The organism is uncultured Clostridium sp., assembly GCF_900547735.1.
GTDB lineage: Bacteria > Bacillota > Clostridia > Lachnospirales > Lachnospiraceae > Otoolea.
In genome coordinates this window covers 1-12,761 of record NZ_URHZ01000027.1, presented here as the reverse complement: position 1 = coordinate 12,761, position 12,761 = coordinate 1, and the positions used below count along the sequence as shown (strand labels likewise).

13 protein-coding genes are annotated in these 12,761 nt (G+C 51.0%); 2 read left to right on the top strand and 11 right to left on the bottom strand.

Annotated features, from left to right (window positions below; translation table 11 throughout):
• Positions 1 to 4 precede the first annotated feature (4 nt).
• The 11 genes from QZT18_RS10495 to QZT18_RS10445 form a co-directional block, all read right to left on the bottom strand.
• Positions 5 to 274, bottom strand: coding sequence for a hypothetical protein (locus QZT18_RS10495; protein ID WP_294147516.1), 270 nt, complete (start codon positions 272 to 274; stop codon positions 5 to 7).
• A gap of 18 nt (positions 275 to 292) precedes the next feature.
• On the bottom strand, positions 293 to 1,474 hold the full coding sequence (locus QZT18_RS10490; RefSeq protein WP_294147514.1) for an iron-containing alcohol dehydrogenase: 1,182 nt from the start codon (positions 1,472 to 1,474) through the stop codon (positions 293 to 295).
• Positions 1,475 to 1,546: 72 nt separating this feature from the next.
• Positions 1,547 to 2,092 (bottom strand): PTS sorbitol transporter subunit IIB, encoded by a 546-nt coding sequence (locus QZT18_RS10485; RefSeq protein ID WP_227031947.1) that lies wholly within the window; start codon positions 2,090 to 2,092, stop codon positions 1,547 to 1,549.
• A complete protein-coding gene (locus QZT18_RS10480; protein ID WP_294147506.1) occupies positions 2,085 to 2,630 on the bottom strand; it encodes a PTS glucitol/sorbitol transporter subunit IIC in 546 nt (181 codons plus the stop codon). The genes QZT18_RS10485 and QZT18_RS10480 overlap by 8 nt, the downstream gene beginning before the upstream one ends.
• Positions 2,623 to 2,988, bottom strand: coding sequence for a transcriptional regulator GutM (locus tag QZT18_RS10475; RefSeq protein WP_294147504.1), 366 nt, complete (start codon positions 2,986 to 2,988; stop codon positions 2,623 to 2,625). The genes QZT18_RS10480 and QZT18_RS10475 overlap by 8 nt, the downstream gene beginning before the upstream one ends.
• A 28-nt stretch (positions 2,989 to 3,016) precedes the next feature.
• Complete coding sequence (locus tag QZT18_RS10470) at positions 3,017 to 3,634, bottom strand: class II aldolase/adducin family protein (RefSeq protein ID WP_294147502.1); 618 nt, start codon at positions 3,632 to 3,634, stop codon at positions 3,017 to 3,019.
• Between the two features lie 67 nt (positions 3,635 to 3,701).
• A complete protein-coding gene (locus tag QZT18_RS10465) occupies positions 3,702 to 4,802 on the bottom strand; it encodes a phosphotransferase enzyme family protein (protein ID WP_294147500.1) in 1,101 nt (366 codons plus the stop codon).
• Between the two features lie 120 nt (positions 4,803 to 4,922).
• Entirely contained in the window at positions 4,923 to 5,276 is a 354-nt protein-coding gene (locus QZT18_RS10460) for a DUF1667 domain-containing protein (protein ID WP_294147498.1), read from the bottom strand.
• Positions 5,273 to 6,550, bottom strand: a complete 1,278-nt coding sequence (locus QZT18_RS10455; protein WP_294147496.1) for an NAD(P)/FAD-dependent oxidoreductase — start codon at positions 6,548 to 6,550, stop codon at positions 5,273 to 5,275. The genes QZT18_RS10460 and QZT18_RS10455 overlap by 4 nt, the downstream gene beginning before the upstream one ends.
• A 10-nt stretch (positions 6,551 to 6,560) precedes the next feature.
• Positions 6,561 to 8,006, bottom strand: a complete 1,446-nt coding sequence (locus tag QZT18_RS10450; protein WP_294147494.1) for an NAD(P)/FAD-dependent oxidoreductase — start codon at positions 8,004 to 8,006, stop codon at positions 6,561 to 6,563.
• Positions 8,007 to 8,244: 238 nt separating this feature from the next.
• Entirely contained in the window at positions 8,245 to 9,012 is a 768-nt protein-coding gene (locus QZT18_RS10445) for a DeoR/GlpR family DNA-binding transcription regulator (RefSeq protein ID WP_164516923.1), read from the bottom strand.
• Between the two features lie 378 nt (positions 9,013 to 9,390).
• Between QZT18_RS10445 and QZT18_RS10440 the strand changes: the two genes are divergently transcribed.
• Together QZT18_RS10440 and QZT18_RS10435 are read left to right on the top strand one after the other, a co-directional pair.
• The gene (locus QZT18_RS10440) at positions 9,391 to 10,080 is read left to right on the top strand and encodes an ABC transporter ATP-binding protein (protein ID WP_294147491.1); all 690 of its coding nucleotides are present in this window, start codon (positions 9,391 to 9,393) and stop codon (positions 10,078 to 10,080) included.
• Positions 10,077 to 12,614, top strand: a complete 2,538-nt coding sequence (locus tag QZT18_RS10435) for an ABC transporter permease (RefSeq protein WP_294147489.1) — start codon at positions 10,077 to 10,079, stop codon at positions 12,612 to 12,614. The genes QZT18_RS10440 and QZT18_RS10435 overlap by 4 nt, the downstream gene beginning before the upstream one ends.
• Positions 12,615 to 12,761 lie beyond the last annotated feature (147 nt).

Sequence of the window (12,761 nt, the reverse complement as noted above, 5' to 3'; positions counted from 1 at the left end):
TCTTTCATCCGGCTGCCGTTTCGGTAAGCCGGTTAAACGCTTTTACACCTCTGTTGGTATGAGTTATCTTATCACCGGCCGCTCCCGGTGTCAATGGAAGGGCCGGCATGATTCCTTTCTTCCCGCCGCAAAACCGCTCAATGCCGCAATTACTCTTAATACTGGAAATACTGCCAAAAACGGAGTCCACGGGAAATCTCTTTCCGTGGGCTCCGTTTCTTTTCTTAAAATACTTTATTATCAGAACGATTAAAACATTTGTACCGCATATCATTTTTACTGCCTGTTATTTTTACTTATAAGATCGTTCCAGAATCCCTTCTATATCCTCCGCCGCCAGAGCCTCCGGATACCGGTCCATATCGGCGATGCCGGTATTATTGACGGTCATATCCGCGATCTTTTTGCAGTCTTCCTTCCTGATTCCGAATTCACTCATGGTCAGGCAATCCATTCCGGTTACGTGCAGCAGTCCGGTAAGCGCCGTGACAAAGCCTGCTCCGGGATGCTCCGGATCCGCCTTCACTCCCATGAATTCTCCCATCTCGTCAAACAGCTCCGGGAAATACCGGCAGACGCGTTTGTAATACTCTCCCGCAATCAGAATCAGGCTGGCGCCGTGGGCAACATTCGGGAATAAACCGCCCATGGTCTGGCCCGTGATATGATGGGAGGTGCAGTTGATGAGGGACTGTGTATAACCGGCCAGAATATTGGCCGCATAGGACATATTGACGCGTCCTTCCAGGTTCGAGCCGTCTTCCGCCACCACCGGAAGCCATTTTGCCACCGCTCTGATTCCGTCCTCGGAATAGATATCCACCAGCCTGTTTTCATGGTTATTGGTGATATAGCATTCCGATAAATGGAACAGCGCATCAAAGCCCTGATACAGCGTCAGGCTTCTCGGCAGCGTTACCATCAGTTCCGGGTCGATGACGGAAATCACCGGGAAAATTGCGTCCACCGCAAAATCAAGCTTTTCATTCGTATCGGTTCTTGTGATGACACAGTAAGGATCGGTCTCTGTGCCGGTACCTGCCGTCGTCGAGATGGTTACAACCGGAGCCGCAACTTTAATCTCCTTCCTGCCTCCCGTTCCCGTGTAAGCATAATCCCACAGATCGCCCTCATTTGCCATCATAATTGCCGCTGCTTTCGCCGTATCCACGCTGCTGCCGCCGCCGAGGCCGATGAGGAAATCGCAGCCTTCCGCTTTAGCAAGAGCCGTCGCGGCCTCCACTCCGGCCTTGGTCGGATTGGGCGTCACCTTATCAAATACTACGGCCCCGGTATTGTTCTTTGCAAGAAGTTCAAGCACCTTCTGCTGAATACCCAGCTTTTCCATCAGACCGTCTTCCGTCACGCAGATCAGCGCCTTTTTCCCCGGCAGTTCCACCTCTGCCAGCTCTTTTAACCTGCCTGCGCCAAAGATTACCCTCGTTGGGGTGTAATTATTTACTGTAAACATCATTCACTCTCCTGTATCAGGGCCGCATCTGCGGCCAAATCATTTTTGTAACAAACCACTGCCGCGCTGAGGCCATCATCCGAACATTCCGACCGAAACGCTGACAAAGTATGCGAGTAAAACGGAAATCGGTCCGGTAATCATACGGCTGAACAAAAATGCGGGAACCGCCATTTCCACCGTCTCGTCCTTTGCCTCTGCAAGTGACAGGCCGACCGGAATAAAGTCCGAGCCAACGTGCGCGTTGATTGCAAACAGGGCCGGAAGCGCATAGACCGGAGAAATTGCCCCTGCTGCGATCTGCGTGCCGATCAGAATACTGGCAACCTGGCCAACCGCGGCGGCCGGCGCAAGAATCGGAGCCAGGAACGGCAGAACGCAGACAAAGCTCATAACCATCATGCTTGGAAGGTTGGACATAACAGGAGCAATCAAGCCGGCAAGCCAGTTTCCAACGCCCGTGTAATTTACAATACCGACAATCAAACTGATAAATACCATAAACGGGAGCACTGTCTCAAGAACCATTTTCACGGCATCCTTAGCAGAATCCATAATTTTCTCAACGACGCTTCCTACCGCAGCGCCTATATTTGCAATGATATCCAATAATTTATTCATGGACCTGGCCTCCCTTCTTACTCTTCCTTCCCTGCATCACGGCAAACATCTTTTCCGTGACAATGCCCCTGATGAGACACAGTACGATGCCGACGGCCAGATACCAGATCGCCAGGACATTCTTGTCAAACCCGAGTTCCGTAATACCACTTGCAATTCCCATAAAGATGAACAGCTCGGCCGGACATACATGAGGAAACAGGCCGGTCAGAGGATGGAGAATCGTCATCTCACAGTCATACAACGCAATCTTGTATTTTTCCTCCACAAACCGGTTCATGGTATGGCACATGGGATCCGTCAGGAAAATCTGGGCCAGCAGCGGGTAAACGGTATATCTCGTAATCGCGTATTTCGTACATTTTCTCAGGAAATTTGTGATCCGTTCCTCTCCGACCAGTCGGATTAAAAGGTTGATAAACGTTAAAAGAACCAGTAAGGTGGGAATAATTCCCGCAACCAGATCCAGAAAATAAGAGCCTCCGGCATTAAATATCCCGATGAAGCTTGCCGCCGCGGCAGCTAATTTTTCAATCATATGACCCCTCCATATACCGGACGGCCTGTACGACGCAGGCCATCCGTTTGTCTTTGCTATAATAGTCTTTAACGGCGGAATAATGCTCCCCGTCATGGCCGGATAACTGCTTAAGCTTTGCAAAAACCGTTATTCCGGATAAAATATACGCCTCGTTAAGAGTCCCCGAGGAATTAAAGCCAAGCACAGCCGTTCTGTTCATGCCCCTGTATGTACTCTTGCCCACAGAAACAACCGCGTTGCGTTTTCTGATTTCCTGATAGTCCCTGGTGACCCGTTTATACTGCGCCAGACTTCCCCATGTCTGCAGAAAGAGGGCCGCCGCAAGGCAGATTCCAAACATCAGTGCTGAATTCATTTCCTTCTCCTATTATGCATCTTTACAGTTACAGGCTTAACAGTATTTCAATCTCCTCTTTCGGAAGATCCGCCGGCTCCCCGATCAATTTGGCCAGGGTACAGATTTTACATGCGTTCTCCACCGACTCCAGCTTATTCATCGCGTCGAATACCGTAGTGCCGACAGCCAGTACCCCGTGGTTGGCCAGCAGGCAGATGTCTCTTCCTTTCTGGAAAATCGTTTCCGCTCCCTTATAGATATCGTCGGAACCCGGTCTTCCGTAAGGCACCACTTCCACCTTCTTATGATCCCAGAGCATCTCGGCATGGGCAAAGGATTCAAACGGTTTTGCGCAGAGCGCATATGCGGTAAGGAAAGGAGTATGCGCATGAACCACTCCCCCGATGTTATCCCTCATCCCATAAACGGCGCGGTGCATCTTAAGCTCCGAAGATGCCGGAAAAATACCGGACACCTGGTTTCCCTCCTCATCGAATACGGCAATCATCTCTTCCGTAAGCGTCGCTTTGTTCTTGCCCGACGGCGTAATATAAAGGAATCCGTCTCTTTTTACCGATACATTTCCCTCAAATGCATTGCACAGTCCCTTGTCATCCAGTCTCTTAGCAATAGTTAATACTTCATGAATCGCCCTGATATCCATTCTTCTTTCCTCCTGATTTCTATTCCGTATTGTTGGTTAAGCGCGTGACTGTTCAGCGTGTGAATCATTAATCTGCAATGGCCGCCCGGATCTCGTCCAGATGCTCCCGCATAAAGTGAACGCTCTCCACAAATCTCCATGTGTTGACGAACATTCTGTGCACTTCCGCCTCGTGGTTCTCATAGCAGGTGAAGTCCATAATAACCTTGACCGCCCCGATTATCATCATGACCGGATAGAACATCCGCTCCGCGTCGTTCAGTTCTCCGAGTTCGCAGCCCGTCTCTTTCATGGTCCGGTTGTAGATGGAAATGAATCTGCCTATTTTCTCCACAGCCACATCTCCCCAGCTTGCCGTATCCCAGGACGCCAGAGCCTGGTAACTCATCCATCCCAGATCATAAAGCCTGTAATCCGTGTTAACCCAGTCCAGATCGAACACCGCAATGATTTTGTCATTTTCGTCAAACATGACGTTGCCGGGATTCAGATCCTTATGGCAGATGCACTTTTTAAGCTGTTCCCTGCACTTTGCAAGCTCGCTGTCACAGAAATCAATGGTATCGATGAGATACGGAATCTCTTTTTCAAAATAATCCGTAAAACGTGTAAATACCTTCGGGTTCTGTTTCTTCTCCGCCTGTGCGGCCGGAAGATCCTGTTTCCATACTTTAAACTGCTCCTCTAATTCCGGTTCACTTCTTCCGCTGCCCTCCGGTCCCACAAAACCGTATGCCCATGACTGGAACCTGGCGCATATCTCCGCGCAGGAATCCTTGGCTTCCTGCGGCATCTCATTGTACTCCCAGGAATACGGCTCCAGTCCGCTGATGGTGTTGAATACCGCATAGAAGTTGTTCTGGCCCTCAAACTCCGCCACCAGCCACGTTTTACCGGTGCGGTTTACCACCGGAGTCATGGTCTGCATCGCGCCGTTTACATTGGCCGAATAATATTTCTCAAATGCATGTTCGTAAATGATATCCTGCTCCTGCTCGGCCGTGTTGTACTGGCGCACATACCATTTTTTCTCTTCCCCGTCTTTTTTTGCAGTGGCGAAAAAGCTGTTGTTCGTATCCCCCGCCTTAATCGGCTCTACCTCTGTGATTTCCCCCAAATCATAATTTTCCTGCAGTAAACCCTGTACAAATTCCGCTACATGTCTCATATTGCCGCACACCCTTTCTTTTTAGTGTTTCATACCTTCTCATTTAGTTACTGTTCACGCCGCGCTGCGCTGTGAACAATAACCTTTAATCTCATTTTCCGCTTTAAACCCCGGACGCTTTTACTGATTGGACAGCACGATGTCCACCCCTGTGTCCAGAATGTTTTCAATCACCGGTTTCCCCACATAGAACGGCGGGGTTGCCACCGCTTTCTGAATCTCGGCCATTGCATCGAATATCTTTTCTTTCGGCATCGGTTTATTGGAGCGGACCGCGATGATCGGGCAGCTGTAACCCTCCGCCTTCACGGTGGTGGCCAGAGTCCGCATCGGCGAGATATACTCCGCCTCCGCATAGTCCTTCCCGCGCTTACAGGTATAACCGCTTATCTCACTGACCGTTTTCCCGTCGCCTTTCACGGTGACATGGCAGCTTGACGGACAGATGACACAGATTACTTCTTTTTCGATCATGCCTTCACCTCCTCCTTTGTGACGTTCACAATGATTTCCCCTTCCGTCAAACCGGTAAGTTTTTCGGCCGGTATCCTGATCTGCTCAATCTCTCCCGGATTTACAAATGCTTTTCTGGCTTTATAGAGAATCTTATCCCCGCAGGACGCCTCTACCGTAACCTGCTTCGTAGGCGCCAGCACACGGAAATACATCTTTACTTCCTTCTCCGTCTTATCCGGCTTAACAGACTGCGGAACCATGTAGCGCACCAGATTCCCCGGTTTTACAGGTATCTCCGTCTCACCTTCTCCGCCCTGTCCCGCCGCGTAACGGGCCGCATAAGTACCGGCCAGTTCACTTTCCGTGGACACATTGTCTACCAGGTCATTGACATGAACCACGTTGCCGCAGGCAAAGATTCCAGGGATATTGGTCATCATCGTGTTATCTACAACCGGGCCGTTCGTCACGCGGTCAAGGGCCACGCCGGCCGTCTTCGACACCTCATTTTCGGGTATCAGTCCAACCGACAAAAGGACGGTATCGCAGTCAATCTTAAACTCCGTTCCGGGAACCGGCTGTTTCTTTTCATCCACCTTTGCCACCGTCACGCCCTTTACACGGCGCTTTCCGTCTATATCGACGATGGTATGGCTCAAATAGAGCGGGATTCCGAAATCATCCAGGCACTGCACCCTGTTTCTGGTGAGTCCGGCCAGGTAAGGCATCACTTCAATAACCGCCTTCACCTTCGCGCCCTCCAGCGTCATCCTGCGGGCCATGATCATTCCGATATCACCGGAACCGACAATTACAATCTCATTGCCCACAATGTGGTTCTGTACGTTGCAGAAACGCTGGGCCGTTCCCGCCGTATAAACGCCTGCGGGACGGGAACCGGGAATTACAATCTGCGCCCTTGTGCGCTCCCGGCAGCCCATGGAGAGGATAATGGCTCCCGCCTCCACCACTATAGCGCCCGATTTATTCGCTGCATGGATCAGATGTTTTGGTCCGTCTATGCTTAAAACCATCGTATTTAACATCATCTCGATGCCAAGCTCATCGCAGTCTTTTATAAAGCGCTCCGCGTATTCAGGCCCTGCCAGCTCTTCCCCAAAATATTTAAGTCCGAATCCGGTATGGATGCACTGCTCCAGGATTCCGCCCGGACGGAAATCGCGTTCAATCAGAACCACTTTCTCTGCGCCTTCTTTTTTTGCTGCCGCCGCTGCCGCCAGTCCTGCGGGTCCCGCTCCAATGACAGCTACGTCCACATATCTCTCATTCATTCTGTCATCCTCACTTTCTGTTTACGCGAACCAGCATTTCAGAACCCGGCTCATTCTTACAGATTTCTTCTTCGGTTACCGAAAGCTCACGTGCAAGAATTTCCACAACACGCGGGCCGCAGAAACCGCCCTGGCAGCGTCCCATTCCGGCGCGCAGCCTGCGCTTAATGGCGTCCACGCTCCTTGCTCCCGGTCCTTTATGGATGGCTTCCACAATCTCTCCCTCCGTAACCGTCTCACAGCGGCAGATGACATTTCCATAGCTGGGATTCTTCCTGATTGCCTCGTCGCGTTCCTCCTCGGTCATCGAGGCAAAGCGTTTGATTGCCTTTCTTTCGGAGATCCAGTTTTTCTTCTCCGTCATCTCAAGACCTTCATCATCCAGCAGTTCGGCCACATATTTGGCAACTCCCGGCGCCGCGCTGATTCCCTGGTTGATTCCGACCGCTTCTATGTATCCCTTACAGCCGTCTACCGTACGGATTCTCCAGTCTTTCTTCGGATAAATCGCAGGGCGCACGCCGCAGAACTGTGTCACGGAGTCAAATGGGCTCACGGCCGGTATCATCTTCCGGCAGTCCGAAACAATGCTGTCCATAGTCTCCTTATCCGTCTTGGTGCACTCCCGGTCGCTCATGTTATCCGCCGACGGGCCCACCAGGAGGTTCCCGTGTATGGTAGGCGTCAAAAGACGTCCGCGGCTCACCGGTGTGGGGAGGGGAACAATAATATGCTCCGGTTTGTATGGTAAATTCTTATCAAGAACGAAAAACTGTCCGGTGCGGGGATAATTGTAATAATCACAGAAGCCGACCGACTGTGCCAGCTTATCCGCATAGATGGCCGCGGCATTAATTGCAAAACGGCATTCAATCTCGCCCTTATCGGTTACAACCGATTTCACGGCATGTGTTTCCGGGTCCACATTGATCCGGGAAACGGTTGTGCCCAGCATGACCTTAACTCCGTTGTCCATCGCATTCTCGACAAAGGCAAACAGCAGCTCCATCACATCCACGATCGCCTCGTTGGGCACCAGCAGGCCTCCGACAATATCCGGGTTCAGGGAAGGCTCCATCTGGTGAACCTTTTCTCCCGAAAGCATTTCCACATTGTACTCGCCGTTCAGGATGGCTTTCTTCCTGATTGACCTAAGCTGCTCCAGCTCTTTTTCGTCATGGGCCACATAAATCATGCCCAGCCGCTTCATCTCCACATCCAGATCCTTACAGACCTGGTCATATGCCCGGTTGGAAGCCGATGTAAGTTTCGCCTCCAGGGAACCCGGCTCCGCATCGTGTCCGCTGCACAGTGTCGCGCTGTTACACTTCGATGCGTATCCGCCCACATCCTCATTCCGCTCTACCAGAATGACATTTAACTCATAGCGGGACAGCTCCCTTGCGATGGCAGAACCCGTCGCGCCTGCACCAATAATCACAACATCCGCCTGCATTATTTCATCCCCTCCTCATATCTTTCATGTGTCTTATTTCTTCAAGGACACGTTGTCTGTCCTGTTCACAGGCTTAAATTAGCACAAAGAAAACCGTCTGTCAACTCACGCAAATGTTTTAACAGACGGGATATTTCAAACTATTTTCTTTCTATTATGTGGCCATATTCCAATAAAACCACAAAAAACCAAACGGGGATGGGTTACTGTTCACGGGGATGGAACACCGTGTTCCCGATTATTTAGCCGCGCAGTAAACCTTGATTCCCATGGATGTGTAATAGGACAGCTCTTTTTTTGTAATATGCCAGTCCGTGATCATCTGATGCACGGCCTCAATTCCGGCAAACCGGCAGAAGGCAACCACTCCGAACTTTGTGGAGTCATTCAGGAGTATCCTCTCCCGGCTCATCTCAATCGCCGCCCGCAGAAGTTCACTCTCCTCCTCCGTATACTCCGTGAGACCGTCGGACGGCGAGACTCCGGAGACGCTGAAAAACGCCTTGTCCACCCGGTATCTGCGGAAGCAGTACGCCGTCAGCTCCCCCATTGTCTTCTGCTGGTTATGCCAGATATTGCCTGCGGTAAGTATGACATGGTTGCTCATATTGGAAGATATCTGGTTTCCAAGCTGGATGGAATTTGTCACAACGGTCAGGTTGTTTTTAGCCGCCAGATACTTTCCGAGCGGCAGGGTCGTCGTGGAGGCCAGAATCGCCAGGGACTGGCCGTCCTGGACCAGTTCCGCCGCTTCCCTGCAGATCGCCTCTTTCTCCATCGGGTTATTATTGATGCGCACCTCCACCTCGTATTCATTGGCCGTAAAGGAATCATACACCGCGCCGCCGTGTACGCATCGCAGCAGCCCCTGCTTTTCAAGCTCCATCAGGTCCCTCCGGATGGTTTCATCGGAAACCTGGAAATATTCTTTTAAATCTTTGACACGTACGTTCTGCTGTTCGCGAATCTTGTTAACAATAAATTTAAGGCGTTCGTTTTTTAGCATAAATGGTTCTCCTTTTTTCAGTGAGTGGAAGATGTTGAAAATCCGCAAAAACCCGCATTTTTCTCTTTGTGCATATTGCATAATTTTGCATTGGTATGAGTCTTCATTTTTCTACTTTTAGTGAAATATCAAATACGGATTTTCGGTTGTATTTGATACATTCTTAACAATTTTACCATATTCTTTTTCAGATATTATATCATATTATACAGATTACGGATGAAAAATCGCACCATTTTTTTCCGGTTTAAATGTGGAATTCTGTTTCTGCTCAAAAGCAATCTTCCGCGCCCTAAAGTGACGGATCTCTCACCTGAAAGTCACGCAAAAGTAATCAGGATGTTCTATAATACAGGTAAAGAAAAGGAGGGACACAAAATGGAATTCTTAAAAGTTGAAAATTTAAGCAAGGTTTACGGCAGAGGGGAAAATCAGGTCACCGCCCTGGACCATGTGAACCTTACGATTGATAAAGGAGAATTCACCGCCATCATCGGCTCCTCCGGTTCCGGTAAATCCACGCTTCTTCACGCGATCGCCGGTGTGGATGTGCCGACGGACGGTAAAATATTTCTGGACGGACAGGACGTCTATGCAAAAAGCAATGAAAAACTCGCCGTGTTCCGCCGGAGGCAGGTCGGACTGATTTACCAGTTCCACAATCTCATCCCCACCCTGAATGTGGTGGAAAACATTACCCTGCCCATTCTGATGGACAGGAGAAAGGTGAATGAGGAACGGCTAAACGACCTGCTCGATCTCCTGGGGCTTCAGGAACGGAAAACCCATCTGCCCAACCAGCTTTCCGGCGGCCAGCAGCAGCGTGTCGCCATCGGCCGCGCCCTGATGAACGCACCGGCCGTCATGCTGGCGGACGAACCGACGGGCAGCCTGGACAGCCGCAACGGTAAGGAAATCATCCATCTGCTGAAGGAGAGCCACAAAAAGTACCGCCAGACCCTGATTATCGTCACCCACGATGAGAATATCGCCCTGCAGGCGGACCGCATTATCACCATCGCAGACGGCAGGGTGGTCCGGGATGAGAGGCAGGTGGCGAATTCATGAATATTTTTAATAAAACGGCCCTTCAGGGACTGAGGAAGAACCGTGCAAGAACGCTTGTAACAATAGCCGGAGTGGCGCTGTCGGCCGCCCTGATTACGGCGGTTGCAACCTTTTCCGTGTCGCTGCAGACTTATCTGATTAACGGGGCCATCGAAAAAACCGGGGACTGGCACGTTGAGTTTTACGGCGCCGACTCCTCTTTTGTACAGGAACAGGCCGCAGACAGCCGGATTAAAAATGCCGCATTCTTTGAAAATATCGGCTATGCTGCGCTGGACGGCGGGCTCAATCCCGACAAACCGTATTTATTTATCGCGGGGTTTAACCGTGAAACCTTTGATACGCTTCCGGTCCATCTCCTCTCGGGACGACTACCGGAAAACAACGGCGAGATCCTGGTCCCGGCGCACGTTGCGGCAAACGGAGGCGTAAAGATTTCGATCGGCGATACCCTTATCGTACCGGTCGGAACCCGGCAGATGGGAAATATCACACTCAGCCAGCACGATCCGTACCATCCCGGTGAGGAAACGCTGGCCAATGAGGCGGTTCAGGCCTATAAGGTCGTCGGAATCTTCCAGAGGCCCGCATTTGAGGAGCGCTCCACCCCCGGATACACGCTGATAACAATTGCGGATTCAGCCGCTCCCCGGAATTGCCTGAGCGCCTTTGTCACGCTGAAAAAACCGCGCAGTGTCCGCTCCTATACAGACGGCGCAGCCGGAGGACTGTCCTATGTGCTGAACGACGATGTGCTCCGGTTTATGGGAATCTCGGATGACACACTGTTTAATACGCTGCTCTATTCAACCGGCGCCATTTTAATCGCCCTGGTTATGACAGGCTCCGTATTTCTCATTTATAATTCATTTAATATATCCCTCAACGAGCGCACACACCAGTTTGGAATCCTCATGTCGGTCGGAGCCACGGAAAAGCAGCTTCGCAGCTCCGTTTTATTTGAGGGACTGGTAATCGGCGCAATCGGGATACCGCTCGGCATCCTGATCGGCATACCAAGTATCCAGTTTGTGATTTCCCTGGTGGCCGGTAATTTTGGGGCCGTTATGTATGATAGCGTTCCCCTGACCCTGTGTATATCCCTGCCTGCAATCTGCGCCGCCGCGGTCATCAGTATGATTACGATTCTGATATCCGCTTATATTCCGGCAAGGAAAGCCGCCCGCACTCCCGTGATGGAATGCATCTGCCAGACCAACGAGATAAAGGTCGAACCGGGAGCCGTGAAGACATCTAAATTCGCGGGAAATTTATACGGGCTTGAAGGAACTCTTGCACTGAAAAATTTCAAGCGGAACAAGAGACGTTACCGCAGTATTGTCCTGTCGCTCACCTTAAGCGTCGTACTGTTTGTATCGACAAGTTCCTTTGCAATGAATTTAAACGGGATTGCCAATCAGTCGGCCGTGGAAATGGACGGGGATGTCGTGTTCTATACAAAGGATACGGACGAAAATGAACTGCTCCGTCTATACGGTGAAATGGAAACCGCCGCCGGCGTCTACAGAAGTACCCATCAGGCCGTCTCGACCTATACCTGCGAGGTGGATACGGGTGATTTTACAACGGAATTCCGGGACTCTTACCTGGAATCCCAGGGATTAGACGCGAACTGTAAAACGGTAAACCTGTCAATGGATGTCCAGTTTATCGAGGAGGAAATCTATGGAGACTTTCTTGAGAGTCTCGGCCTGCCCGCATCAAATTCCGGCGGACAGGACGAAACCATGATTATTGTGGGAAAAAAGCCGGGCAATATTGATATTTTCAAAAACAAAACCATGGATTTCACGATCCGCAGCGAATCCGGGGAACAGGCCCGGACAATCCATACGCTTTTTGCCGACACCTATCCGCTGGATCCGCCGCCTCTCGATCCGCCCGTAAAAAGGGACTACGTTTTAATGGTTGTTGCCCCTTACACGGCGAAACCGCAGTTTGACCTTCTGGGTGCGCCAGAACGGCAGGCCTTCACCTTCTGGTCCAAGACTCCCGGACTGTCTGCCGCACAGATGCAGACCATGATTGACGGAGCCGGCATTACCTCCAACTACAACCTGTTCAACCTTCATGCGGTACTGGAAGAAAACCGCAATATTCTATTTATTGTAAATCTGTTCACCGTTGTGTTTGTCATCATGATCTCGCTGATTGGAACGGCCAATGTGTTCAATACGATTTCCACCAATATCAGGCTGAGAAGACGGGAACTGGCCATGCTCCGCTCCGTGGGACTGTCCGACCGCGCTTTTAACCGGATGATGCGTTTCGAGTGCGCCCTTTACGGCATAAGGACCCTGCTGTTCGGGCTGCCGATCTCGGGTGTCCTATCCTGGCTGATTTACAAGGGGATGGTACTCGGGGGCGGGGAAATCAGGTATATCTTTCCCTGGGGCAGTATCGCGGTCAGCGTGCTCGGCGTATTCTTTGTGATATTTATTACCATGCTGTATGCTACGGGGAAGATTCGGAAGGAGAATATTATCGATGCGCTGCGGGATGATATGACGTGATGGCGGGTGAAAAATGAGAACGCCGCCGGGACGGTCGGGGTTCGGGATGGTGAGGGGGGAGGGGGTGAGTCTTCAGTCCCGGATTTCAGATGGTCGCGGGTGGGGAATCCGGGCAGAAAAAGTTCCTGCGGGAAACGCTTGCGCTCT